Below are 23,184 nucleotides of genomic sequence, written 5' to 3'. Positions count from 1 at the left end.
CCCCCGCCGCTTTACGACGCCCTCCCGGGTGTGCATGCCCACACCCGGGACCACTGGCACCAGAAACCCCGCTTAGCTGTTCTGAAGCACAACACCTTTGCCTTGCTGCACATTATCTAAGCGGGGTTTCTGGCTTGGGTGGGGGAATGCGGGATTCTTGCAATCGGTTTGTCAGCTTAGAACATGTGCTGCGGGGCGGTGTATCGGGTTTGATAGCTGCGAAACCTCCGAAGTCCCCACTTTTGAGACCGCCTGAACGGGGTTTCGCAGCTATCAGAAGTGCTGCCGGCTGGGCTGTATGGATGCTAAGCTGACAATCCTGGTTATGGGTGGTGCAGGGGAGGATTTTCGGGAGAAACCCCGCTTAGATAATGTGCAGCAGCAATGGGGGCGGTGGGTTTATCAGCTTAGCAGGTTTGATAGCTGCAAAACCTTGTTTAGGAGACATGGAATCCGGGAGGTTTGGGGGTTTCGCAGCTATCAGATGTGCGGTCATCGTTGCCGTATATGTTCTAAGCGGGGGTGCGGGAGAAGCGGTTTCGTTTACCGAGTGAACAGCACGTTTTCTAAGCTGGCAAACCCCATGATTTGTTTCTTTCAGATGGGCCTTGGGGGAGAAACCCCGCTTAGTACTTTTGCAGTGGACAATGGCTGTAGATGTTCTAAGCGGGGTTTTGGCTTGGGTGGGTGAATGTGGGATTCCTGCAATCGGTTTGTCAGCTTAGATAATGTGCTGTGCCTTATGTCTGATGTAGCTGGTTTGATAGCTGCAAAACCTTGTTTAGAGGACATGGAATTCGGGGGATTTGGAGGTTTCGCAGCTATCAGAGTTGCTACTGTCGGTGCTGCACTGATTCTAAGCTGACAATCCCGGTTTGCGGGCTCCTGGGGGAGAAGTTTTCGGGAGAAACCCCGCTTAGATAATGTGCTGCGTGGGGTGTTGCAGTTTGCAGCAGGTTTGATAGCCGCGAAACCGGTTGTGGGTGGCTTGGGAGAGGGGATTGAACGGGGTTTCGCAGCTATCAGATGTGCTGCGGGCTGGGGCGGTGGGGCTGGGGCTGGCGGGCCGGGAGGTGGGCGTCGTAAAGCGAGGGGATGCAAAAGCCGACCCGGGTTCACCGAAGAAAACCAGGGTCGGCTTTAGCTAGGTTAGGCGGGGCCTAATTAGGCGGCCTTCATGTGCTTTTCGAGGATGTCGCCAAGCATGGGAACATGCGGCTTCATCAGGCTAGCAGCCTTGGGGCGCACCTTGTCGTAGATCTTCTCCAGGGTAGCTTTGTCGGCCTTCTTGACGTTTGCATCAGCAACAGCCAAGATGTCGGCAATCGCAGCATCAGAGTGGGTGTTGAGGTAGGTGCCGAAGTCTTCCACATCGGAAGCCTCGTATTCTGCCCAACGAGGTTGCAGAGCTTCAAGCAGCTCCGGGAGAACCCGGTTGACGCCCCTAGCAGCAATATTCTTGTCCGCCAACTTGGCGGCACCGAAACCGGTCTTGACAGCAATGCCGGCATCGTCGATGGCGGACTCTGCAACTTCTGCTAGCTCGGCTGCGACTTTTTCGCGCTGATCGCCGAGAAGAACAGAAAGATCAGACATACAAATATCCTTTCTAAAGATAAAAAACGTGGCCTGAGATCTAGTGACAAGAATAAAGAAAAAACGACCGCAATGTCAGCGTTACCAACGATTGCGATCGTTTTGTTGCAATTCTTCCGCCACAGTTCTTAAGTAACACTCCTAGCGATTATAGGGGACGATAACGATAGATTGCAGTCACCAAAGGCCACTCTAATTAACTGTAATCACAACTGTCACAAATGTTACAGGAGTTATCCCAGATAGCGCAATACACCGGAAAAACTTACCGAATTGCCAGCCGGATCACAGGTGCTACCTGCATATAATTAGACATTTCCCGGGTTATTTTGGGCGGTATCACTAGTGCGGCGGCTAAAAGTGCCACGAATGGAGTGTCTGAGTACACTAGCCGAAGAGCTCCAGGTAGGCCTGGTATACCAGCAGCACCTGCTCCGAGAACTCCGCATTGCGGTCCGTGAGCGGGGCCAGCTTGATGATCGTCGCTGCCAGCGCCGGCCCCACCGTGTCGGGGGTATGCACGCGAATGCCGGAAAACTGCGCCCGGGTCACACTCGCCGCCGCATACAGCGCCGAAAAATCCGCCACGTCCACGTCGTATTCCGCGCAAAACACGTCCGCGATAATGAGCAATTGCTCCCCGCTTAACGACGGAAAACCCATGGCTTACCCGCGGTTTCTCCGAATTCGGGCCGCCAACACGGCCTGCTCCGGGATAATGGTTTCCGCGAGTTGGGCGATGTGGGCGTCGGCAAGCGTGCGTTGGGCGGAGACCACGATGGCGCGCACGGCGGCCTCTTGCTTGCTGCAACCCCAGGCGTCGGCAAGCAGGGAGAGGGCGCGATCTTGGTGAGAATCTAGTCGAAGTGTCATGGCCATGGTATCACTATGATACCACTGATTGGGCACGCGGTATCATGGGATGCTGTGAGTGATTATGATCGTATTCTCCCCATCGACCTCAACGAGGAGATGCAAACCTCCTACATTGACTACGCCATGTCGGTCATTGTGGGTCGGGCGCTGCCGGAGGTTCGGGACGGCCTGAAGCCCGTCCACCGCCGTATCCTCTACGCCATGTATGACTCTGGCTATCGGCCCGACCGCGGCTATGTCAAGTCCGCCCGGCCCGTGTCGGACACCATGGGCCAATTCCACCCGCACGGTGATTCCGCTATCTACGACACCCTGGTGCGGCTCGCCCAGGACTGGAATATGCGCTACCCGCTGGTCGACGGCCAGGGCAACTTTGGTTCCCGCGGTAATGACGGCCCCGCCGCCATGCGGTACACCGAGTGTCGCCTCACCCCGCTCGCCATGGAAATGGTGCGGGACATCCGCGAAAACACCGTGGATTTCTCCCCCAACTACGACGGCAAAACCATGGAACCCGACATCTTGCCGTCCCGGGTGCCGAACCTGCTCATGAACGGCTCCAACGGTATTGCCGTAGGCATGGCCACCAACATTCCCCCGCACAACCTGCGGGAGTTGGCCGATGCCATCTATTGGCTGTTGGAAAACCCGGATGCGGACGACGCCACCGCCCTGGAAGCCTGCATGGAGCACATTAAGGGCCCCGATTTCCCCACCGCCGGCCTCATCGTTGGCACCCAGGGCATCAAGGACGCCTACACCACCGGGCGTGGTTCCATCCGCATGCGCGGCGTGACCAGCATCGAGGAGGAGGGCAGCCGGCAAACCATTGTGATTACCGAACTTCCCTACCAGGTCAACCCGGATAATCTGATCTCCAGTATCGCCGAGCAGGTGCGGGACGGCAAACTTGCCGGCATCTCCAAGATCGAGGACGAATCCTCCGACCGGGTGGGCATGCGCATCGTAGTCACGCTTAAGCGGGATGCCGTGCCGCGCGTGGTGCTCAACAACCTGTATAAGCACTCCCAGCTGCAAACCAACTTCGGTGCGAACATGCTTTCGATCGTTGATGGGGTGCCGCGCACGCTCCGGCTGGATCAGATGCTCCGCTACTATGTGGCCCACCAGATCGAAGTTATTGTGCGCCGCACCCAGTATCGCCTGGACGAGGCGGAGAAGCGGGCCCACATTCTGCGTGGCCTGGTGAAGGCCCTCGACATGTTGGACGAGGTCATTGCGCTGATCCGCCGGTCGGAAACCGTGGATGTTGCCCGCCGCGGCCTTATCGACCTGCTCACTATCGACGAGGTGCAGGCCGATGCGATTCTCGCCATGCAGCTGCGGCGCCTAGCCGCCCTGGAACGCCAGAAGATCATTGATGAGCTCGCCGAGATTGAGGCGATCATTGCCGACCTGAAGGACATTCTGGCCTCCCCGGGCCGGCAGCGCACCATTGTCCGCGATGAACTGAAAGAGATTGTAGACAAATATGGCGATGATCGCCGGTCGCAAATCATTGCCGCCACCGGCGACGTGACCGAAGAAGACCTGATCGCCCGCGAAAACGTGGTGGTCACCATCACGTCCACGGGGTATGCGAAGCGCACCAAGGTGGATGCGTATAAGTCGCAGCGCCGCGGCGGCAAGGGGGTGCGGGGCGCCGAGCTGAAGCAGGACGATGTGGTGCGGCACTTCTTTGTGTGCTCCACCCACGACTGGATTCTGTTCTTCACCAATTTTGGTCGGGTGTACCGGTTGAAGGCCTACGAGTTGCCGGAGGCGTCCCGGACGGCCCGTGGGCAGCACGTGGCGAACCTGCTGGAATTCCAGCCGGAGGAGCGGATTGCTCAGGTCATTCAGATTCAAAGCTATGAGGACGCCCCCTATCTGGTGTTGGCGACGGTTCAGGGCCGGGTGAAAAAGTCCCGGTTGTCTGACTATGAATCGGCTCGTTCCGGCGGGTTGATTGCGATTAACCTGAATGAGGGGGACAAGCTCATTGGTGCTTCGCTGTGCTCCAATGAGGACGATTTATTGTTGGTGTCTGAGGAAGGTCAATCCATTCGGTTTAGCGCCGACGATGAACAGTTGCGCCCCATGGGTCGGTCGACGGCGGGGGTAAAGGGGATGCGATTCCGGGGTGACGATCATCTGCTCGCCATGACGGTGGTTCGGGACGGTTCGTATCTTCTGGTGGCGACCGCCGGCGGCTACGGGAAGCGGACGTCGATGGACGAATATTCCGTGCAAGGCCGGGGTGGGGTCGGTGTTGTGACATTCAAATACAACCCGAAACGGGGCAAATTGATTGGCGCGTTAGCGGTCGATGATGACGACCAAATCTTTGCCATTACCTCCGCCGGCGGGGTTATTCGGACGGAAGTAAACCAAATCCGACCAAGTTCTCGTGCCACAATGGGAGTTCGTTTGGTTAATCTAGAAGACGGCATTGAGCTCCTTGCCATCGACCGTAATGTTGAGGGCGAAGGCGAGGAGGAAGCAGAAGCCGTGGCTACTGCCAAGTCGCGCGCTCCTAAGCAAGAAACCATTGAGGAAGAAGATTAATGGCTACTCGTGAATACACGGTGCAACGTATTGCCCCGATGTCGGCGTTCCGCACGGCGTTTTCGCTCTCTATCATCGGCCTGGCGGCCTGGATAATTTGTGCTGTGGTGCTCTATTTAGGCATGGCGGCGTTTGGGGTGTGGGACCAGGTCAATCAGGTTATTGGTGGCGTGGGCGGCGACCAAACCCTATCGTTTGGCGTGGTGATGTCCCTGGTGGCACTCATTGGCGCTATTTTTGCTATCTTTTTCTCCGCGCTCGCCCCGCTAACGGCGGTGCTGTATAACGCGGTGGTGGATTTGTTTGGCGGCATTCGCGTGACACTCCGCTACGAAGCAGAGTAGAATAGCTTTACGACGCTGTAACGCAGGCGAAACTAGGCCCCGAGCAGGCGATTTGCCAAGTCCCGGTCATACTGGGTAAAGTTCTATCTCGTTCCCCGGGGCCTATAGCTCAGTCGGTTAGAGCGCATCGCTGATAACGATGAGGTCGCAAGTTCGATTCTTGCTAGGCCCACTGGAACATGGGGCATTAGCTCAATTGGTAGAGCATCTGCTTTGCAAGCAGAAGGTCAGGAGTTCGATTCTCCTATGCTCCACAATAAGGGCCGTCAATCATTATGATTGACGGCCCTAAAACTATTGGAGGATGAGGGTGGTTAACCTAAAGTTGGGGTAAGGGTGGGGGTGATTGCCGGCCAGATATCATTAAAAACTATGCAAGTTAGGCAATCCAAACCTCCCTATCGGCTCAGTGCTCAAGCCCGGTTCACCATTGTCTGTTCGGTGCCTTTGACCTGGCTTTCCGTCGTGGGAATGTCATTATCCATCATGGGGGCCGGGGCCGTCATTGATGGGGGTGGCAGCGAGCTGATTCTGTGGGGAGTGATCCTCACGTTTACCACCATCATGATCCGCACCATGGTGGTGGCCCGGGGTCATATTGCCGAAGAATCCCGAATCCGGCACCGCATCATTGATGCGGTCTTCACCAGCGGACCGGTGGACAGCACCGGGGCCGTGGTGTCGCTTGCCACCGAATCCAGCGAAAAGATGATGGCTCTCCGGGTGGGATTCGTTGGCCAAGTCGTCGCCTCCCTCACTGCACCCCTGGTGGTGCTGGGGGTGATCGGCACCATGTCCGGGCGCATCGCTCTCATCCTGCTCGGCATGCTCGTCATCGTGCCGCTCCTCATCTGTGGCTTCCGCAAGATCATTTCCACGGTGTCCTCCGGCTCCCAGGACGCCAGAAAGGCCCTGGCCGCCGCCTACATGGACGCCCTGAAATCGCTCAGCACCCTCCAATTATTGGGTGCCGCCGGCCGAATCTCCGACCAGCTGGCCGCGACCGGGGAACGCAACCGGCAGGCCGTCATGCGGCTCCTCAAGGGCAACCAGCTCATCTTGTTTGTCATGGATGCTGCCTTCTACCTGGCCGTGGTCACCACTACCGCCTACCTGGTGTTGAGCAGCACTGCCCTCACCACCGGCCAGGCCATCGCCATCATGGGGTTGAGCATTCTGCTCCTGGAGCCCATGGACCAGGTGGGCGCCTTCTTTTATGTGGGCATGAGCGGGCTGGGCGCCCAGCGCGGCATTTTCGGCTTCCTCCGTGGTCGCAGCAAGGCCCGTCGCCGGGACGTTTCCATCGACCCCCACCAAGAGGCCGCGGTGTCCATCACCGACCTGTCGTTCGGCTACGACGACCGGGATGTGCTTTCCCACATCAGCCTCACCATCGCCCCCGGCGAGCGGGTGGGGATCATCGGGCGGAGCGGCCAAGGTAAATCCACGCTCCTGGCCCTCATGGGTGGCGATCTTATTCCCCGAAGCGGGCAGGTCACGCTGCGGGAGGCGTCGGCAAGCGTGGCGCAAACCACCTGGCTGTTCACCGGCACCATCGCCGACAACCTGCGCATCGCCCGCCCTGAAGCCACCGAGGCCGACATGTGGGCCGCGCTCGAACGCGCCCGCGTTGCCGACGAGATTCGCCGCATGCCGAGCGGGCTCGACACCCAACTTGGCGAGCAAGGCCTCGGCATCTCCGGTGGCCAAGCACAACGGATATCGCTCGCACGTGCGATTATTTCTGGGCGGCGCATTATCCTGCTTGACGAGCCCACCTCCCACGTCGACCTGGCGTCCGAGCGCGAAATTCTTGCCGCCATCGACGACCTGGGCCGCGACCACACCCTCATCATGGTCACCCACCGCACCACCACCCTGCGGCACATGGACCACATCATCACCGTCAATAACGGCACCCTCACCGCCGACAACACCCTTGCAGAACACCATGGAACCCACCGTTAAACAACTCGTCACCTGGCTTATTAGCATCACCCGGCCGGTCCTGGCCCCACTGGGCGTTTCCACGCTCTGCCGCATCGCCAACCAAGTGCTCGGCATACTCCTTTATGTGGTCCCCGTCTACGCGCTGGTCGCGCACGCCGTCGCCATGGGGGCTGTTGACAGTGATGGCGGGGCGAACCCACCCAGCATTCCGGTCGTGATCGGCTTTATGATTGTCGCGGCCCTCGCCAAAGCCTTCCTCCGGTATCTCGAACATTATTTCGGACACCTTGTTGCGTTCAAGGCCCTCGAACTCATCCGGGTGCGGGTCTTCCGCGACATCTACCCCCAAGCCCCCGCCATCGTGTCCGCCACCGGAAACCGGGCCGTGGGCAGCGGCGACATGCTCACCCGGCTCACCCGCGATATCAGCCAAATCGAGGTGTTCTTCGCCCACACCACCGCCCCCGTCATATCCGCCATCATCGTCCCCACCTGCGTGGTCGCATGCGTGGCCGTCATCGCCCCCTGGCAGGGGCTCATCGCCGCCATTATCCTGCTGATCGTCACCCTCATCACCATTGACACCAGCGCCTACCGGTTCGCCGTGCGCGTCACCGGCCGCCGCGGCGCCCTCGCCCAACACATCACCGACTCCGTGGGTGGGGTCGCCGAAGTCATCGGGTACGATGCCGAACAACGCCGCCACCGCGAACTATCCGAATTAGAAATACCCCTGCAACACGATTATGTGCGCCGCAGCGCCCTGGTAGGGGCCCGCACTGGGGCGGTGGCCGCAGCCCGGCTCGCGGTGCTGTTCATGCTGCTGCCGGCCACCGACAACCTGCCCGTCACCGTGGCCGCCATGTTTGCGGTGCTCCGCTGCTGGGACATGGTAAACGAGGTCGCCGACCTGGGTAATCACCTCTCCCAGTCGCTCGCAGCCGCCCGCCGGGTGTGGATGCTCTCCCACGCCGGACTCGCCCCCACCTCCGGGTCCGCCCAGTTGGCGCCACACGGACCCGGCCTGAGCGTGGAATGGTGCGACGTGTCCTATACCTATGTGGGCAGCCCCCGGCCGGTCGTCACGGGGGTGAACCTGGCCGTGCCCGCCGGCGCATGGGTGACCGTGGTGGGCACCACAGGCTCCGGCAAATCTACCCTGGCGAAACTCCTACTACGCTATTGGGATGTTGACGACGGCGCTGTGCTTATCGACGGCCGTGACCACCGGGAATACGACCTCGACTCCCTCCGGGCCGCCGTGGCGGTGGTCACCCAGGACATTCGGGCTATGAACACCACTGTGGCCGACAACCTCCGGTTGGCCCAGCCCACCGCCACCGATGCCGACCTGCTGGCCGCCCTCTGGGTGGCCTGCCTGGACGAAGAGGTTAGGTTGGCAGACCCGGTGGGGGAGGGTGGCAGCGCGCTTTCTGGGGGTCAACGGCAACGATTATCCCTGGCTCAAGCGCTCCTGCGGGGCGGCCGGGTGCTGGTGCTTGACGAGTTCACCGCCCACCTCAACCCCGCCCTTGCTGCCGAGGTGCGCCGCCGGCTGCACGCAGCCCACCCGGATGCCACTATCATTGAAATCGCCCACGACCTGGACAACATCACCGACTCCACCTGGGTGGCGGTCATGGACCAGGGTCGAATCGTGGAACAAGGCAGCCCCGCCGACCTACTGGCCGAACAGGGAGCCCTCTACCATTTGCAGCACCGGGATCAGGAAGACCAAGAAAAGGAGGAGGTTTCGGGAGTTTCCGGGATGCATTAGGTAACAAGTGTGTTCGGGGGTGGAAAATTCCCGTAATCTGCAGTTCAGCGCCATTACTCAACACAGGTGATTATTGGTCAGCATTGTTAGGATCGAAGAATTGGTACATGAGTGCTTCCCCACGTGTGTCACCGATACATACGCTTTCTGAAAGAAAGAGTTCTCCTGGGGCATCACCAGATACAGTGTCAGAAAGATCTAGTGAATAAACCAATGACGCACCAGCTGTTAGTAAATCAGCTTCGATAGGATCTGGATCATCGTCTTGCTCTTGAATCATGCGTAAATAGTCATCGAAAGATTCTGGGAAATCAGCAGCGTTTGGGGCTAAAATCTCTTTGGCTTTCTCAGAGAAATCAACTATATCGGCCATTATGACTGTACCTTCAAAGGAAGTAAGCGTGGAGTAAAATGCACCGCCGGGATCAATATTGGCGTCTTTCCCATCGAATTCCACAAGCCCATAAAATGGACAAGATTCCAGGAACCCAAAAGGACACGTTTCAACACTATTAACAACCCATTTGATGCGCCCATGATAGTGTTCCTGAATCGCTTCAAAATCCGCATAGTTGTCCAGGTTAAGGAAAAGATAGACCTTCATGTCGGTGTTTTGGCGAATATACGAAGCCATTTGGTCCAAGGCCTTGGTTTTTTCCGTTGTTTTTCGCAAAAAATTATGTATTGAGTATGCCATGGTTTTCCTTATGGTAAAGCTATTTGGTCGCTGGGAAAACTTATCTGCACTAGCAGATGAAAAATCGGAAATACATGCCATCTAGCTTGCCTTTCCTTACTCCCAAAGACTAGCCATGTGTATGGACACCGAATAAGCTTCTATGGATACGCATGAAAATGTTGATGAACATTGGGGTATAGGTGTTGACGCGGGAAGAAATTGGGAAATACTATTTGAATCATGCCTCACAGTAAGACGCCGGGTTCATGAGTTTGGTGCCGGTAATGCAATCGCCAGACTTGTTTTTGGTAATAGTGATAACTACGACATTCTGCTCAAGGAAGCTCACACATTTGTTTCCCGATTAGGCGGGCACGGGTATGAACCCAGTCTAGAAAAGAGATAATCATGACTGTTCAAGAATCTATTTCTTTGTGTTGCATCTCCTGCTTTGTATGTCGGTTTGATGCGCTGCCAGCAGCCAAGCAACGATATTTGGAACGGTTAAGTGAAACACGAAAAAAGTATGAAGTTGTTTTAGCTTCTGAACAAGTCTATAACCTTGGGCAATCAGATATGCTTTTCGAACTTTTGTTGAAAGAGATTGTTGCTTTTGGTGAGCCATTATCAGAAGAGGAAAAAGAAGAATACTCAACTTTCATGGTTAACACCATCGTCAGCGTTCCTAAAGATGACAATGACGATGCCGCTTGGGGGTTAATCGATCTCTTGGAAATGGATTACGCTGACGAATTTCCCGCGGTTTTTCCTAGCCATACTCGGGTAATAACGATGTCCCCTACCGGTCAGGAAACTCCAGGCTTCACCTTCCAATAGCAGTCCTTCTTACATTTATGGGTAGTTGAGTTTCAGCCTGACTATCCCTAATGATAGATAGAAAAAGTTAAGGCACAACCATTGTCGAATCAATCCACCATACCAATCAATACCTACTGCTATATCACCATTTTCGTATGTCACTACGATTCCCTTGCAGCGGCAAAAGAACGCTACCAGGAACGGTTATTCACCACAACGCGATGCGGCTATGATATTGTTTTCGCATCAGAACAAGTCCTTGACCTGGGGCATGTTGACTACATGTTCGAGTCGCTTCTCAGTGAGCTCATCGGTTTCGACGAACCTCCGTCCGAAGCCGAAAAGAAAAACTACTCAACCTTCACTCTCACCACAATCGTCAACATTCCCGAACGCAGCGAAAGCGGCATTGATGATCTTTGGTTTTATGTAATGAACCTTCTAGAACTGGACTATGTGCATGAGTTCCCGGCGGTTTTCCCCAGTCGCACCCGACTCATCCACATGACACCCTCGGGCTATGAAGACCCCGAATGCGAAGACGTATAAAATTAAGGATCGCTATGACACAATCCTGGTGCTATTACACCATTTTCGTCACTCAATACGGTCTGCTTCATGCAGCTAAACGACGCTATCACGAGCGCATCACCGAAGTAAGACAAAACTACGATGTGGTTCTCGTAGCCGAACATGCTTACCGACTCTCCACCCCACCACTATTTGCCGAGCTTATTGCCTCCCACCCAGAGCCCACATGCAGGGAAGAAGAATACGACACATTCGTCTTCACCGCCATCATCACCATTCCCAATGACACCAACCCCCACATGGTTGCTCACCTGCTGGAACTAGACTACCCGGATGGAGCATCACCAACATTCCCCAGCCGTACAAGTGCCACACTGGTATCCGCATCAGGAAACCAAACCCCAGAATTTCCCCACCAACAATTAGCCCACGACAATTGAGGTTTCATGACTGAAGAATCGTACACCTGGTGTTATATCACTAAGTTTTTGTGCCGCTATGACTCATTGAATGAAGCAAAGAAACGATACCAGGAACGAGTAGATGCGGTGCGAGAAAAATACGAGGTGGTATTGGCCTCAGAGCAGGCTTATAGCATGGGGCATTCACAACCAATTCTTGATTTACTTCTACCGCAGGCCTTTGGGTACGGAAAAACCCTTACCGAAGAAGAACTGGAAGAATACGCAGTATTCATTTTCACCACCATTGTGACCGTCCCCGAAGACGAGGAAGGAGACAACGTTCGGGAAGCAGCTATTCTGCTGGAGCTCAGTGACAGCTACGATGAATGCCCTGAACTCTTCCCCAGCCGTACCCGGGGAATAATCGTCACTCCCTCCGGGCGAGAAAGCTCACAATGTATTTATCAGTAACATTCTAAGGAGCTTCTTCAGTTACCGGGGACCGGAACGTTGTCGCCTGGGGCTATGGTATAGCCCCAGGCTTTCTTATGATGACAGTGATGAATACGATATAGCTGATGGGTGAGTCGTCGTAAAGTGCAGGGAGTTTTTAGCTATCGTCCTTGCCACTTTTATTTTCTAGGCCTAACGCTAAATATCCTGATGGTCGCATTCGTTTTTCGCCTTCTAATTTTTTCACTAGCTTTAAGTTACGCTCCGATTGGGTCTTCTTACCTTTTCTAGGAGTGAACTTCTGTAAATACGATAAATCGTCATACGAATGTCGGGAACTTTCGCTCCATCCAAAGCATAAACCTTCTTCTAGCACTTCATGGAAGGTGACAGATTTTACTTTGCTTTTTGTCTTAAATATTCTCACCCAGATTCCATCAGATGTTTTTTCATTTTCCAGTAGCCATTCATGTAAATCATTCCTCGTTTCAAAAGATATTACATTCAGGTTTTCATGTGATCCATTCAATTTCATTATTTTTTATTCTCCTTCAATGAGAAGCTTCCCTGACTGCGTATTACCATGGCGCTCCAGCCATTTATAACCGCCGTAATTTCTCTGGAAAATCGTCGCCCAGTAAAAAATATCTCACAAGCTGAATATGGCTTGCAATATCGCCAAATAACCAAGCATGCCCCCTATTTGGGTAGTAGACACATTCAGACCACGGGTTTTTCTGCGCTAATATTCGGTGGGAATCATGAATAGCCGCAGCCTCATACTCCCCCGAAACAAAGAGGGCAGGATTGTCGAAAACTGCATCCACCTTGAGCGTGGCAGCCTGCGACATGGCGCGCTGAACCGACTTCCTTCCGGCTCGTTGTAGGTCCTCAATAAGGATTCGGCAGTCCGGCTCCGGTACACCATTTTCCCGCATTATCATTGTTAGCGACTGGGCAACGATCCTGGTATTTTTCAATAATGGCAGCAGATGCGTCATGGCAATGCCTTTGTGGTTACCCGTAATCGGTCGATGACCAGCCCCATCTACAATAACTTTATCCACTAGATCGGCGTGTTTTTCTAGTAACTTCAGAATGAGATAGCCGCCCAGGGCAAAACCAACAAGGTGCGGTTTCCCACGTGCCCTATCCTTGATGGCATCCGCAACTATCTCCGCCACATCATCAAAATTCGTCCACTCTATATCGCGGCTGTTGCCATGCCCAGGAAGATCCACAAGCAGACAGTGGAAATCATGCCTGAGCGTAGCCATGTGATACCGCCATACCTGATTGCTGGAACCAAGGTCATGAAAAAAGACAATACTTTTCGCATTCTGTTGTCCGCCCTCATCCATAAATAATCGCATCGGCATTTGCAGTCCTCTCATCCGCGGGAAAAATTTTATAAGCAACTCACGCAATATTTGATCTCATTGACCGCCCAGTCCAGGGTGTCGTCATCGTGGCAGCCGAACCCAAGCACAATGCCGTTCTCCTCGCCCTGGCCACCCCAATAGTCATGCAGGGCGGTCACCTGGATGCCGCTGCGTCGGCAGGCATCGACCACCTGGTGGGCGGGGGCGTCGCACAGCAACACCGCGTGGAGGCCACCAGTGATGGGACGCAGGCGACAGCCGGGGGCTTCGGCAAGCAGGGAGGTAATCAGGTTGCGTCGACGGCGATAAACCCGGCGTAACCGCTGGGTGCGGCGTCGTAAAGCGCCGGTGGCCAAATACTGGGTGAGCGCGTGCTGGGGGATACCACCGACCGCCGGGCCCAGGGCCTCGCGCAGGCGGGTGAGCGCCAGCAAGAGCCGCGCCGGCGCAACGATATAACCGCAGGCCAAGGCCGGTGACAGCACCGAAGAAAACGTGCCCAACAGCACCGTGTGGTCGGGGGCGAGCGCGGCAAGTGCCGGCAGCGGCTGGCCCACATACCGCAACTCGGAATCGAAATCATCTTCGATTATTACGGTATTGGTGTGCTGTGCCCACGACGTCAGCGCCACCCGGCGCGACCCCGACAGCGACCCGCCGGAGGGGTATTGGTGGCTGGGGGTGACCAGTACCCGGTCCAACCCCTGGAGGTGTTGTAGCTCCGCGGGATTGACCCCATGGTGGTCGGTGTGCAGGTCAACAATGGTGTGCCCGAGGGTGGCGGGGACTCGTCGGAGGCTGGGGTAGCCGGGGGATTCGACCCCGATGGTGCCGGGGCCGAGAACATTGAGCAGTAGGGCTAGCCCATCGCGGGCACCGGCGGTGACGATAATGCGGTCTGGGTTCACCACCAGACCCCGCATGTGTCGTAAGTGTGTGCTAATTTCTTCCCTGAGTTGTGGGATACCGGTGGCGGCGGGTTCCGTGCCGGTGACGCTGGCGGTGGTGCAGGCGTCGCGCCAGGCGGCCCGCCAGGTGGAGTCGATGAGGGTGTGGGTGTCGGGCATGCCGGGGATGAGCGGAAGCAGACGTGCGGCGGGCGCATTGGGCGCGCTGGGCATGGTGGGCGCGCCGGGTGTTGTGCCGTCGATGCGGCGCTCCGCAAGCTGTGCAAGGTTTGGGTTGACGCGGGTGCCGGAGCCGTGCGCCGATACGGTGAGCCCCTCGGCGGCCAGGAGTTCGTATGCTGCTACCACGGTGCCGCGGGCGACCCCGAGTTGCCGGGCGAGCATGCGGGTGCTGGGTAGGTGGTCGCCGGCCGCCAGCACTCCGGTGTGGATGAGGGTGCGGATTTGGGTGGTGATCTGGGTGGGGAGGGGATTTTGGGGGTTGCCTGGGGTGCCGGCGGTGAGGTGGAGGGGGATGTCGGCAACAAGGTCGGGACGCATGGTTGTTATCCAACCCGCCAAAGTGGTCTAGTGCAACTTGTGGTGTTTGGATCTGGTGGTAAACCACTTACGCAGGTTTGATAGACCGCATGAGTATTCGTGTGAATCGGGAACCAGCCCAGTCGTTGAAGGGTGGTGTCATCATGGATGTGGTGACGCCGGAGCAGGCGAAGATTGCCGAGGCCGCCGGCGCGGTTGCGGTGATGGCGTTAGAGCGGGTGCCTGCCGATATTCGGGCGCAGGGGGGTGTGGCGCGGATGTCGGATCCGGGCATGATCGCTGAGATTCAGGAGGCGGTGTCGATCCCGGTGATGGCGAAGGCCCGCATTGGCCATTTCGTGGAGGCCCAGATTTTGGCGGAGTTGGGCATTGATTTCATTGATGAGTCCGAGGTTCTTACCCCCGCCGACTATGTGAATCACATTAATAAGTGGGAGCTGTCGATCCCGACGTTGTGCGGTGCGACCAATCTCGGCGAAGCTTTACGACGCATTGCCGAAGGCGCCGCAATGATCCGCTCCAAGGGGGAGGCCGGCACGGGTGACGTGTCGGAGGCGGTGCGGCATTTGCGGACCATTCTCAACGAGATTCATCGGTTGCGTACGTTGGATAAGGATGAGTTGTTTGTGGCGGCCAAGGATCTTCAGGCCCCCTACGATCTGGTGCAGGAGGTGGCGGAGACCGGGAAGTTGCCGGTGCCAATGTTTGTGGCCGGTGGCGTGTCTACCCCGGCGGATGCTGCCCTGGTGATGCAGATTGGTGCGGAGGGCGTGTTTGTGGGCTCCGGCATTTTCAAGTCGGGCAACCCGGAAAAGCGGGCCCAGGCAATCGTTGAGGCCACCAAGCACTATAATGATCCGGCGGTGATTACCCGCGTGTCCCGAAACCTGGGGGAGGCCATGGTAGGAATTAATGTAGCTGATCTGCCGGCACCGCACCGGTTGGCAGAACGCGGTTGGTGATTTATCACAAAAAACTTGGGATTGTGCTTGTGATGATCCAATCCCGGCCGGTGTCTGATGGTTTGATTGCTCCGGTATGATCAAACCATCGTTCCGGCAAATTTTTTATGCCTATTAATACCCTGCTTAGCCCCTCTTAAACGGTAAAGACATGAGTGAAAAAGTTTGACCCAGGGGTAATTATCAGACACCATAAGCTCATGAGGACTTTACGAAAAATCTTGAGTGTAATTATTGGGGTGACACTGGTCGGAGGGTTAACGTCCTGCTCTTCCACCGGCGGCAGAAGCGCTGAAAACAGTGGTCTTGAGACCCCCCGCTATGTTGTAGCTATGATCACCCACGGGGCCCCCGGGGACACCTTCTGGGACCTGGTCCGTAAAGGTGCCGAAGACGCCGCCAAAAAAGACAACCTGGAACTCCGCTACTCCAACGACCCCCAGGCCCCCAACCAAGCAAACCTGGTCCAGTCCGCCATCGACTCCCAAGTAGACGGCATCGCCCTGACCATGCCGAACGCCGACGCTCTGGGACCCGTCGCAAAGCGGGCAGCCGACTCCGGCATCCCCACCGTCGCCCTCAACGCCGGCATGGACGAATACCGCGACTATGACGTATCTGCCTTCTTCGGGCAAGAAGAAAAAATCGCCGGCGAACAAGCCGGCAAACGCCTCGCCGAAGAAAACGCCGGACACGTCCTGTGCGTCATCCACGAACAAGGCAACTCGTCGCAAGAATCCCGCTGCGCCGGCATCAAAGAAGGCCTCGGCGGCGGCGAACTCGACATCCTCTACGTCAACGGCCAAGACCTCACCGCCGCCCAGGCAACCATGCAGGCCAAACTCGCCCAAGACACCAGCATCGACTGGATCATGGGACTCCAAGCCCCCGTTGCCATGCGAGCCATCGACGCCGTAACCGCGGCCGGCACCAACACCAAAATCGCCACATTCGACACCAACGCCGAACTTGTCGACGCCATCCGCACCCAAAAAATCGTGTGGGCCGTCGACCAACAACCCTACCTGCAGGGCTACCTCGCAATTGATTCCCTCTGGTTAGCCAAGCGCAACGGCGGTGTCATGGGCGGCAACCGACCGGTCTACACTGGACCTAGCTTTATCGACGCCGGCAACGTTTCCAACATTGCCGATGCAGCACAGAAAGGCCTGCGATGACCCTTAGCCGACTCATTCGACGCCCCGAGCTTGCCAGCGCCCTGGGTGCCCTCGTCATCTTCATTTTCTTCATGATCGTAGCCCCGGCCTTTAGGTCGCTCGACGCCTTCGCTACCACCCTCTACGCCAGCTCCACGCTCGGCATTGTGGCGCTGGCGGTGGGACTTCTCATGATCGGTGACGAATTCGACCTGTCCTCCGGCGTGGCCGTCACCACCGCCGCCCTGGCCGCAACCATGCTCAACTACAACCTGGGGCTCAACTCCTGGGTGGGCGCATTCTTATCTCTCATCGTCGCCCTCGGTATCGGTGCACTCAACGGCTACCTGGTGACCCGCACCGGCATTGCATCCTTCCTCATCACCCTGGCGGCATTCCTCATGCTCCAAGGCCTCAACCTGGCGGTAACGAAACTCATCACCGGCCAGGTTGCTACCCCCCGCATTAGCGACATGCAAGGCTTCGACTCCGCCGAAATGGTATTTGCCGGCGCCGTCACCATCTTCGGCGTTAACGTCCGAGTCACAGTCTTCTGGTGGATCTTCTTCGTCATCCTCGCATCAATCCTGCTGTTCAAAACCAAATTTGGCAACTGGATCTTCGCCGTCGGCGGCAACCAAGAATCCGCCCGTGCCGTCGGCGTCCCAGTCCGTAGGGTTAAAATCACCCTCTTCATGTTCGTCGGCTTCGCCGCCTGGTTCGTGGGCATGCACACCCTCTTCGCCTTCGATTCCATCCAAGCCGGCAACGGTGTCGGCAACGAATTCCTCTACATCATCGCCGCAGTGATCGGCGGCTGCGCCCTCACCGGCGGCCGCGGCACCGCCATCGGCACCGCCATCGGCGCCCTCATCTTCGGCATGACCAACCAAGGCATCGTGTACGCCGGCTGGAACCCCGACTGGTTCAAATTCTTCCTCGGCGCCATGCTGCTCTTCGCGGTCCTCGTCAACTCCTCCTTCGGGAAAATCACCACCGGACGCCAAGAATAGGGGAAGGGTACAACGTCATGAGCATTATCGAACTACGCGATATCACCAAAACCTACGGCGCCTTCACCGCTCTCAACGGAGTCAACCTCACCGTCGACGAAGGCACAGTCACCTGTGTTCTCGGCGACAACGGTGCCGGCAAATCCACCCTCATTAAAACCCTTGCCGGACTCCACCCCCCAACCTCCGGCAAAATCTTGGTCGACAACAAACCCACGGTATTCGGCAGCCCCCGCGACGCCCTTAACGCCGGCATCGCCACCGTGTACCAAACCCTGGCCGTTGTTGACCAAATGTCCGTGTGGCGCAATTTCTTCCTTGGTAACGAACTCACCACCAGCCTCGGCCTGCTCCGAGACGAAGAAATGAAAACCATCACCAGCAACCAGCTGCACGACATGGGCATCGACCTGCCCAACGTTGATGTGGAAGTCGGCCAACTCTCCGGCGGCCAACGCCAAGTCGTCTCCATCGCCCGCGCCGTCCACTTCGGCGCCCGCGTCATCGTCCTCGATGAACCCACCGCGGCCCTCGGCGTGAAACAATCCGGCATGGTGCTGCGCTTCATTGCCGCCGCCCGAGAACGCGGTGTGGGCGTGGTACTCATCACCCACAATCCCCACCACGCCTACCTGGTCGGCGACCACTTCACCATCCTCAACCTGGGGCGGCAAGTACTCGACGCCGACCGGGACGAAGTATCCCTGGCGGCACTCACCCAACAAATGGCCGGCGGCAGCGAACTCGAAGCCCTAAGCCACGAGCTGTGGGAATAACCCAACAACCCTCAAACTAACCCCTGGGGCTGCAAACCCAGCAACCCCAGGGGATACCCCTAGTCGTTCGACTTATGATCCTTGAGCTGCTCCTCAAGCGCATCCAACAACTCATCATCCCGTTCGGCGGCACTCACACCAACCTCCGGCGAAGCTGGCGAGGAAGGCGAAGCCGGCTTCGCTTGCGCCTCAGCCTCGGAACCCTCCGACCCCTCATACTCACCCACGGTCGGCGGCTGCGTACCATACCCCTCTGGGGCAGACTTCGGCCACAACACATAATAAACCGCGGCACCCACACCAAAACCAATGGCCGTCAGCACCGTGAACTTCACAAACTTCCGGCCCCGCTTCCGGCGAGCAAACTTCGCATTCACCTTCCGCTCCGCCTTCCGAGCCGACTTCTTCAGAGCCTTCCGCTCCTTCCGAGTCTTTTTCTTCCCCAACTCGGTCAGCTCCGCAAACTTCTCCGAAGCCTTCTCCACAGCACCCTCAACATTGATGTCCTTCCGGGCGGCCTCAATACGATCGAGGGCTTTTTCCGACAACGTATTAAACCGCTTCTGGGACTCGTCGATAAGCTCATGCACATCAGCCTTATTAGCGGCCTCAACCAGGGCCTCATACGCCTGCTGCGCCTTACGGTTACGGTAATCAGCGTAACTGCCATAGGCGCGCCGGGCCATGCGGGTAGTAGTTCGGAGGGTAGAAAGATTCATGATGACTCCTTGGAGGATTTAAGACGATATTTTTATCAAGCCTAGCGATGTTCTGCGATTCGTGCCTATGATGGGCTGCATGAGTTTAAAGACTTCAACTGCAATCATGCACACCAACCATGGTGACATTAAAATCGACCTCTTTGGGAACCACGCACCGAAAACCGTCGAAAACTTTGTCACCCTCGCTGATGGCACTGCACCCTACAAAACCCCCAATGCCTCCGGCACCACCGACGGTCCCTTCTACGACGGCGCCGTATTCCACCGGGTCATTGATGGTTTTATGATCCAAGGTGGTGACCCCACCGGCACCGGTCGAGGCGGCCCCGGCTACCAATTCGCCGACGAATTCCACCCCGAACTGGTTTTCGATCGCCCGTTCCTGTTTGCCATGGCTAATGCTGGTCCCGGCACCAACGGTTCTCAATTCTTCATCACCGTTGCCCCCACCCCCCACCTGACCAACCACCACACCATTTTCGGTGAGGTCACCGACCCCGAGTCTCAAAAAGTGGTGCTGGAAATCTCCAAGACTGCTACCGGCCCCGGCGATGTGCCGCTCGATCCTGTGGTGATTAAATCCATTGAAGTAACCAAGTAGCTTCTCTGCACAGTTTTCCGGGTTTCGGCGGTAGTGTGACATAGCATGATCCACAACTACGCACGCCAAGCCCCCGTCACCATGGCCTTCTCCTTGGTCATGGTGATTATTTGGTTGGCCACTGCCGCGCAGGCTGGTTCGCTTGCCAACAATGCTGATTCATCATTGGGTGAGCAATTATTGCTCTATCCACAGCAGCTGACCCCCGTGTCCATCGTGGGCAATATGTTTATGCATTTTGGTGCCGCCCACCTGGCTATGAACACGATTATGCTGCTGTTGCTTGGCCGCGAGATCGAAATGTCCCTGCGCGACCCCTGGCTGTACGCCGCGGTATTCCTCGTCAGCGGCCTGGGTGCCGACGCCGCCATCGTCCACTTCCACCCCAACTCCGTTGTTGCCGGGGTTTCCGGCGTGCTGTACTCCTTCATGGCCCTGCTCGTCGGCATCGCTTTTCGACGCCGTTCCGACCTGCGTGCCCCCATCATCCTCATTGCCGTCAACCTGGCCTACAGCCTTCTCGCCCCCGGAATCAGCCTGTGGGGCCACCTCGGTGGGCTTTGCGCCGGGGTTTTCCTCATCCCTGCAACGATCTGGCCCCAACGCAAGGTAGTGCAGTGGATAGCGGTCCTGACCGTTGGCGCGGCAGCCCTGGGACTGACCCTCCTCCCTGCCTAGCATCCCCACACTCCCACACCTCCACGCCCCCCCATGCCGGTATCACGTTTGATAGCTGCGAAACCCTCTCCGCCCCCAGCCTCCCAGACCCCTGAAACACGGTTTGTACGCTATCAAAACCGCTACCTGGGGTGGACGGCATGCCACGAGCCCCTCAATCATATTCCCCACGCGCTAGCACATCTGATAGCCGCGAAACCCTGTTGACGCCCCGCATTTGGCTGCTCCTGGGAGGGGTTCGCAGCTATCAGATGTGCTGGTTTTGGGATGCGTGCGGGTCCAGGTCGCCAAGTTGGTTGGAAACCGCAATGGTTACGCAGCTATCGGGTCTTCTATCGGGAGTGTAAGCATGTAAATCGGCCCGAAATCCCCCGGTTTTGCCGATTGCAACCAACCAGAAACCTCGCTGCATATTTGATAGCGTACAAACCGCGTCCAGGAGGGCAGGAAACACGGCTCGGAGAGGGGTTTGTACGCTATCAGATGTGCTGGTTTTGGGCTGTGTGTGGCCCCCGGGTTTAGTGTGATAGCAGGATTGATAGCTGCGAAACCGGGTTTGAAGAGACTCAGATGAACTGTCGTGGTTTTTTGGATTGTTGTTTTCCTATCCGTTTGGGTTATTTATACCACGAGTGCTTGATACCTAGCATGGATCGGGGTACGCCCACCGAGTACTCCTTGCAGCCTTGTCATGTTATACCAAGTAATGTATTCACGAATAGCAGTGATTAACTCATCTGTACTGGTGAAACACCGCCCATGGAACATTTCCGCTTTCATATGGCCGAAAAAGTTTTCCATCACCGCGTTATCCCAACAATTACCTTTCCGCGACATCGACTGGATACCACCAAACATGTCAAGCACCCCACGCCAGGACTCATGCTGGTAGTGATAACCCTGATCCGAATGCACCACCACCCCATGAGGGCACCCCGCCTGAGTAAACGCTTGTTTCAAACTCGTCACCGCAAACTCAACCGTAGAAGTTAGCGATGTGGAATACCCGATAATACTACGGTCATACAAATCCATAACCGGCGATAAATACACTCGCTTCCCCGCCACCTGGAACATTGTCACATCCGTCACCCATGCTTTATTCGGCCTAGCTGGTGTGAAACACCTGCCAAGAACATTCCCGGCGATCTTTCCTACCCGACCCCGGTAAGACTGGTATTTCCTGCGTCTGATCACACACCGCAACCCCATAGACCGCATCAGGGTATGCACCAAGTTTTTCGATACCACCCAGCCGCGGTTCAAAAGCGCAAGCCTGATCCTGCGGCACCCATATACTTTATGGTGCTCGTGGAACAACCGGAAGATTTCTTGTTTCAATCTAGCGTGTTTGTCATAGTGTTCTCGTATCTTTTTCAGATGGTAGTAGTAGGTAGACCTAGCAAGCCCTACCAGGGTAAGGAGCGTATCAAGCCGGTAGTTTGCCTTAAGAGATGCCACTATATAGGTGAGTTCGCGCTTGGTGGATTCTCTCTTAAGGCCTTGAGTTTTTTTAGGACATCAACCTGCATTTGTAGGTAGTAGTTATCGCGTTGGAGTTTTTCTACCTCGGTCAAAGGCATGTTAGTATCCCCGGCCGGTGGGTATCCTTTCATCCGGGGTCGTAGGGCCACGTCCCCACTAATTTTCCATTTCTTCACCCATATACGGATCAGCCTGTCCGAGCTGATGTTGTATTGTTTCGCTAGCTCGATAGGGTTATCGCCTTGTAGGTACCGGGTTACGACTTCTTTTTTCGTTTCGAATGGGTAGTGTTTGTTTTTCCTCCGCATAAGGCATAGTTTGCCATGGATACGCCACATACGGCTTAAGAGTTCTACTTGGGATTGGTTGAGTTTCAGCATCCTAGATACTAGAACGTACCCATAGCCTTGCTCGAATAATTCTACTGCTTGTTGTCGTTGGATGAGCGTGAGTTTACCCATAACCACCCGGCCCAGGGCCGGTTTCCTTTCCTGTCACACGAATTCTTCTACCAGGGGAAAGGAAAACACCCGTCCAAAAAACCAACGACACTTCAAGAAGGTTGGGTGCGGAGGGGTTTCACAGCTATCAGATGTGATGCTGGTGGGGTCGATTATGAAGCCGCGAAACCAGGGGCGGGGTTGCGCGGCTTGAGTTGGTGGTGGGTACCTTTGGGCGTCGTAAAGCTAGAGGCTAACGCCACCCCATGGTCATGAGCAGGCCCACAATAAACAAGCCAAACCCAATACCGTAATTCCACGGTCCCAGCTGCAACATGAACGGAATCTGGGGCCCAGCCAAATAGTTCACAATCAGCCACAACAAGCCCGCAGCCATCAGGCCAAACATAATAATCTTGTACCACAATGGGGTGCCGGAAGAATTAATCTTCACCGGCGTGCGGTTCGTAGTAGTGGAAGAAACCGGGAGTGACCCCTTCACGATCTTTGACTTAGGCATAGC

Annotated in this window: 26 protein-coding genes, 2 tRNA genes and 1 pseudogene; 18 read left to right on the top strand and 11 right to left on the bottom strand. The window is 56.3% G+C overall.

The window, feature by feature from the left end:
- The first annotated feature begins 1,001 nt into the window (after positions 1–1,001).
- Positions 1,002–1,148, top strand: a complete 147-nt coding sequence (locus HBA49_RS11895; RefSeq protein WP_005526860.1) for a hypothetical protein — start codon at positions 1,002–1,004, stop codon at positions 1,146–1,148.
- A gap of 16 nt (positions 1,149–1,164) precedes the next feature.
- Here HBA49_RS11895 and HBA49_RS11890 read toward each other — a convergent pair whose 3' ends face one another.
- The 3 genes from HBA49_RS11890 to HBA49_RS11880 all read right to left on the bottom strand — a co-directional run bounded on the left by HBA49_RS11890 (position 1,165) and on the right by HBA49_RS11880 (position 2,475).
- Positions 1,165–1,596, bottom strand: a complete 432-nt coding sequence (locus HBA49_RS11890) for a DUF6918 family protein (protein ID WP_005526819.1) — start codon at positions 1,594–1,596, stop codon at positions 1,165–1,167.
- Between the two features lie 387 nt (positions 1,597–1,983).
- Positions 1,984–2,259, bottom strand: coding sequence for a hypothetical protein (locus HBA49_RS11885; RefSeq protein WP_005520375.1), 276 nt, complete (start codon positions 2,257–2,259; stop codon positions 1,984–1,986).
- A gap of 3 nt (positions 2,260–2,262) precedes the next feature.
- Positions 2,263–2,475, bottom strand: a complete 213-nt coding sequence (locus tag HBA49_RS11880; RefSeq protein ID WP_005520376.1) for a hypothetical protein — start codon at positions 2,473–2,475, stop codon at positions 2,263–2,265.
- A gap of 9 nt (positions 2,476–2,484) precedes the next feature.
- Here HBA49_RS11880 and gyrA point away from each other — a divergent pair, with 9 nt between their 5' ends.
- The 6 genes from gyrA (at position 2,485) to HBA49_RS11850 (ending at position 9,111) form a co-directional block, all read left to right on the top strand.
- Entirely contained in the window at positions 2,485–5,040 is a 2,556-nt protein-coding gene (gene gyrA, locus HBA49_RS11875; protein ID WP_005526647.1) for a DNA gyrase subunit A, read from the top strand.
- Complete coding sequence (locus HBA49_RS11870) at positions 5,040–5,384, top strand: DUF3566 domain-containing protein (protein ID WP_005520378.1); 345 nt, start codon at positions 5,040–5,042, stop codon at positions 5,382–5,384. The genes gyrA and HBA49_RS11870 overlap by 1 nt, the downstream gene beginning before the upstream one ends.
- A 98-nt stretch (positions 5,385–5,482) precedes the next feature.
- Positions 5,483–5,556, top strand: a tRNA-Ile gene (locus HBA49_RS11865).
- Positions 5,557–5,565: 9 nt separating this feature from the next.
- A tRNA-Ala gene (locus HBA49_RS11860) sits at positions 5,566–5,638 on the top strand.
- Positions 5,639–5,855: 217 nt separating this feature from the next.
- Entirely contained in the window at positions 5,856–7,352 is a 1,497-nt protein-coding gene (locus tag HBA49_RS11855; protein ID WP_005526702.1) for an ABC transporter ATP-binding protein/permease, read from the top strand.
- Positions 7,336–9,111 (top strand): ABC transporter ATP-binding protein, encoded by a 1,776-nt coding sequence (locus tag HBA49_RS11850; RefSeq protein WP_005526918.1) that lies wholly within the window; start codon positions 7,336–7,338, stop codon positions 9,109–9,111. Before HBA49_RS11855 ends, HBA49_RS11850 begins: the two co-directional genes overlap by 17 nt.
- Before the next feature lie 70 nt (positions 9,112–9,181).
- Here HBA49_RS11850 and HBA49_RS11845 read toward each other — a convergent pair whose 3' ends face one another.
- Positions 9,182–9,889, bottom strand: coding sequence for a hypothetical protein (locus HBA49_RS11845; protein WP_005526779.1), 708 nt, complete (start codon positions 9,887–9,889; stop codon positions 9,182–9,184).
- Positions 9,890–9,950: 61 nt separating this feature from the next.
- Between HBA49_RS11845 and HBA49_RS11840 the strand changes: the two genes are divergently transcribed.
- The 5 genes from HBA49_RS11840 to HBA49_RS11820 all read left to right on the top strand — a co-directional run bounded on the left by HBA49_RS11840 (position 9,951) and on the right by HBA49_RS11820 (position 12,015).
- Positions 9,951–10,196: a hypothetical protein gene (locus HBA49_RS11840; RefSeq protein WP_146743656.1), complete on the top strand. Its 246-nt coding sequence runs from the start codon at positions 9,951–9,953 to the stop codon at positions 10,194–10,196.
- A gap of 2 nt (positions 10,197–10,198) precedes the next feature.
- Positions 10,199–10,627, top strand: a complete 429-nt coding sequence (locus tag HBA49_RS11835; RefSeq protein WP_040432158.1) for a hypothetical protein — start codon at positions 10,199–10,201, stop codon at positions 10,625–10,627.
- An 81-nt stretch (positions 10,628–10,708) separates the two neighbouring features.
- Positions 10,709–11,158, top strand: a complete 450-nt coding sequence (locus HBA49_RS11830; protein WP_005526850.1) for a hypothetical protein — start codon at positions 10,709–10,711, stop codon at positions 11,156–11,158.
- A gap of 14 nt (positions 11,159–11,172) precedes the next feature.
- Positions 11,173–11,580 (top strand): hypothetical protein, encoded by a 408-nt coding sequence (locus HBA49_RS11825; RefSeq protein WP_005526873.1) that lies wholly within the window; start codon positions 11,173–11,175, stop codon positions 11,578–11,580.
- A gap of 6 nt (positions 11,581–11,586) precedes the next feature.
- Complete coding sequence (locus tag HBA49_RS11820) at positions 11,587–12,015, top strand: hypothetical protein (RefSeq protein WP_005526768.1); 429 nt, start codon at positions 11,587–11,589, stop codon at positions 12,013–12,015.
- Positions 12,016–12,154: 139 nt separating this feature from the next.
- Here HBA49_RS11820 and HBA49_RS11815 read toward each other — a convergent pair whose 3' ends face one another.
- From HBA49_RS11815 to pdxR, 3 genes are all read right to left on the bottom strand, one after another.
- Entirely contained in the window at positions 12,155–12,532 is a 378-nt protein-coding gene (locus HBA49_RS11815; protein ID WP_005520384.1) for a YdeI/OmpD-associated family protein, read from the bottom strand.
- A 64-nt stretch (positions 12,533–12,596) separates the two neighbouring features.
- Entirely contained in the window at positions 12,597–13,391 is a 795-nt protein-coding gene (locus HBA49_RS11810; protein WP_225866143.1) for an alpha/beta fold hydrolase, read from the bottom strand.
- Positions 13,392–13,405: 14 nt separating this feature from the next.
- On the bottom strand, positions 13,406–14,827 hold the full coding sequence (gene pdxR, locus HBA49_RS11805; protein WP_005526811.1) for a MocR-like pyridoxine biosynthesis transcription factor PdxR: 1,422 nt from the start codon (positions 14,825–14,827) through the stop codon (positions 13,406–13,408).
- Between the two features lie 89 nt (positions 14,828–14,916).
- On the opposite strand from pdxR, the gene pdxS reads away from it, so the two are divergent.
- The 4 genes from pdxS to HBA49_RS11785 all read left to right on the top strand — a co-directional run bounded on the left by pdxS (position 14,917) and on the right by HBA49_RS11785 (position 18,735).
- Complete coding sequence (pdxS, locus tag HBA49_RS11800; RefSeq protein WP_005520392.1) at positions 14,917–15,789, top strand: pyridoxal 5'-phosphate synthase lyase subunit PdxS; 873 nt, start codon at positions 14,917–14,919, stop codon at positions 15,787–15,789.
- Positions 15,790–15,989: 200 nt separating this feature from the next.
- Entirely contained in the window at positions 15,990–16,967 is a 978-nt protein-coding gene (locus HBA49_RS11795) for a substrate-binding domain-containing protein (RefSeq protein WP_040432162.1), read from the top strand.
- On the top strand, positions 16,964–17,959 hold the full coding sequence (locus HBA49_RS11790) for an ABC transporter permease (RefSeq protein ID WP_005520395.1): 996 nt from the start codon (positions 16,964–16,966) through the stop codon (positions 17,957–17,959). Before HBA49_RS11795 ends, HBA49_RS11790 begins: the two co-directional genes overlap by 4 nt.
- A gap of 17 nt (positions 17,960–17,976) precedes the next feature.
- On the top strand, positions 17,977–18,735 hold the full coding sequence (locus HBA49_RS11785) for an ATP-binding cassette domain-containing protein (RefSeq protein WP_005520397.1): 759 nt from the start codon (positions 17,977–17,979) through the stop codon (positions 18,733–18,735).
- Between the two features lie 59 nt (positions 18,736–18,794).
- Here the strand turns inward: HBA49_RS11785 and HBA49_RS11780 are convergent, their stop codons facing one another.
- Positions 18,795–19,454: a hypothetical protein gene (locus HBA49_RS11780; RefSeq protein ID WP_005526792.1), complete on the bottom strand. Its 660-nt coding sequence runs from the start codon at positions 19,452–19,454 to the stop codon at positions 18,795–18,797.
- 67 nt (positions 19,455–19,521) lie between these two features.
- Between HBA49_RS11780 and HBA49_RS11775 the strand changes: the two genes are divergently transcribed.
- Together HBA49_RS11775 and HBA49_RS11770 are read left to right on the top strand one after the other, a co-directional pair.
- Positions 19,522–20,058: a peptidylprolyl isomerase gene (locus tag HBA49_RS11775; RefSeq protein ID WP_005520403.1), complete on the top strand. Its 537-nt coding sequence runs from the start codon at positions 19,522–19,524 to the stop codon at positions 20,056–20,058.
- A gap of 45 nt (positions 20,059–20,103) precedes the next feature.
- A complete protein-coding gene (locus HBA49_RS11770) occupies positions 20,104–20,736 on the top strand; it encodes a rhomboid family intramembrane serine protease (protein ID WP_005526895.1) in 633 nt (210 codons plus the stop codon).
- A 621-nt stretch (positions 20,737–21,357) separates the two neighbouring features.
- On the opposite strand, the pseudogene HBA49_RS11765 reads toward HBA49_RS11770, so the two are convergent.
- The 3 genes and pseudogenes from HBA49_RS11765 to crgA all read right to left on the bottom strand — a co-directional run.
- Positions 21,358–22,233 (bottom strand): annotated as a pseudogene (locus tag HBA49_RS11765) (IS3 family transposase); the annotation flags it as partial.
- On the bottom strand, positions 22,197–22,529 hold the full coding sequence (locus HBA49_RS13265) for a helix-turn-helix domain-containing protein (protein ID WP_162019713.1): 333 nt from the start codon (positions 22,527–22,529) through the stop codon (positions 22,197–22,199). The pseudogene HBA49_RS11765 and the gene HBA49_RS13265, both read right to left, overlap by 37 nt.
- A gap of 385 nt (positions 22,530–22,914) precedes the next feature.
- The gene (gene crgA, locus HBA49_RS11755) at positions 22,915–23,181 is read right to left on the bottom strand and encodes a cell division protein CrgA (protein ID WP_005520406.1); all 267 of its coding nucleotides are present in this window, start codon (positions 23,179–23,181) and stop codon (positions 22,915–22,917) included.
- Between the last annotated feature and the right edge of the window lie 3 nt (positions 23,182–23,184).

The organism is Corynebacterium matruchotii (assembly GCF_011612265.2).
Taxonomy (GTDB): Bacteria; Actinomycetota; Actinomycetes; order Mycobacteriales; family Mycobacteriaceae; genus Corynebacterium; species Corynebacterium matruchotii.
The sequence above is the reverse complement of the archived record's forward strand: the minus strand, read 5'-3'. Positions and strand labels throughout refer to the sequence as shown.

Bases quoted from the DNA above. Each gene is read 5' to 3' on its own strand.
- HBA49_RS11825 (WP_005526873.1), top strand. From the start codon at position 11,173: ATGACACAATCCTGGTGCTATTACACCATTTTCGTCACTCAATACGGT.
- HBA49_RS11845 (WP_005526779.1), bottom strand. From the start codon at position 9,889: ATGGCATGTATTTCCGATTTTTCATCTGCTAGTGCAGATAAGTTTTCC.
- HBA49_RS11855 (WP_005526702.1), top strand. From the start codon at position 5,856: ATGTCATTATCCATCATGGGGGCCGGGGCCGTCATTGATGGGGGTGGC.
- HBA49_RS11880 (WP_005520376.1), bottom strand. From the start codon at position 2,475: ATGGCCATGACACTTCGACTAGATTCTCACCAAGATCGCGCCCTCTCC.
- HBA49_RS13265 (WP_162019713.1), bottom strand. From the start codon at position 22,529: ATGCGGAGGAAAAACAAACACTACCCATTCGAAACGAAAAAAGAAGTC.
- HBA49_RS11835 (WP_040432158.1), top strand. From the start codon at position 10,199: ATGACTGTTCAAGAATCTATTTCTTTGTGTTGCATCTCCTGCTTTGTA.
- HBA49_RS11770 (WP_005526895.1), top strand. From the start codon at position 20,104: ATGATCCACAACTACGCACGCCAAGCCCCCGTCACCATGGCCTTCTCC.
- HBA49_RS11790 (WP_005520395.1), top strand. From the start codon at position 16,964: ATGACCCTTAGCCGACTCATTCGACGCCCCGAGCTTGCCAGCGCCCTG.
- HBA49_RS11775 (WP_005520403.1), top strand. From the start codon at position 19,522: ATGATGGGCTGCATGAGTTTAAAGACTTCAACTGCAATCATGCACACC.
- crgA (WP_005520406.1), bottom strand. From the start codon at position 23,181: ATGCCTAAGTCAAAGATCGTGAAGGGGTCACTCCCGGTTTCTTCCACT.
- gyrA (WP_005526647.1), top strand. From the start codon at position 2,485: ATGATACCACTGATTGGGCACGCGGTATCATGGGATGCTGTGAGTGAT.
- HBA49_RS11840 (WP_146743656.1), top strand. From the start codon at position 9,951: ATGGATACGCATGAAAATGTTGATGAACATTGGGGTATAGGTGTTGAC.
- HBA49_RS11815 (WP_005520384.1), bottom strand. From the start codon at position 12,532: ATGAAATTGAATGGATCACATGAAAACCTGAATGTAATATCTTTTGAA.
- HBA49_RS11850 (WP_005526918.1), top strand. From the start codon at position 7,336: ATGGAACCCACCGTTAAACAACTCGTCACCTGGCTTATTAGCATCACC.
- HBA49_RS11885 (WP_005520375.1), bottom strand. From the start codon at position 2,259: ATGGGTTTTCCGTCGTTAAGCGGGGAGCAATTGCTCATTATCGCGGAC.
- HBA49_RS11890 (WP_005526819.1), bottom strand. From the start codon at position 1,596: ATGTCTGATCTTTCTGTTCTTCTCGGCGATCAGCGCGAAAAAGTCGCA.
- pdxS (WP_005520392.1), top strand. From the start codon at position 14,917: ATGAGTATTCGTGTGAATCGGGAACCAGCCCAGTCGTTGAAGGGTGGT.
- HBA49_RS11810 (WP_225866143.1), bottom strand. From the start codon at position 13,391: ATGAGAGGACTGCAAATGCCGATGCGATTATTTATGGATGAGGGCGGA.
- HBA49_RS11870 (WP_005520378.1), top strand. From the start codon at position 5,040: ATGGCTACTCGTGAATACACGGTGCAACGTATTGCCCCGATGTCGGCG.
- pdxR (WP_005526811.1), bottom strand. From the start codon at position 14,827: ATGCGTCCCGACCTTGTTGCCGACATCCCCCTCCACCTCACCGCCGGC.
- HBA49_RS11795 (WP_040432162.1), top strand. From the start codon at position 15,990: ATGAGGACTTTACGAAAAATCTTGAGTGTAATTATTGGGGTGACACTG.
- HBA49_RS11820 (WP_005526768.1), top strand. From the start codon at position 11,587: ATGACTGAAGAATCGTACACCTGGTGTTATATCACTAAGTTTTTGTGC.
- HBA49_RS11780 (WP_005526792.1), bottom strand. From the start codon at position 19,454: ATGAATCTTTCTACCCTCCGAACTACTACCCGCATGGCCCGGCGCGCC.
- HBA49_RS11785 (WP_005520397.1), top strand. From the start codon at position 17,977: ATGAGCATTATCGAACTACGCGATATCACCAAAACCTACGGCGCCTTC.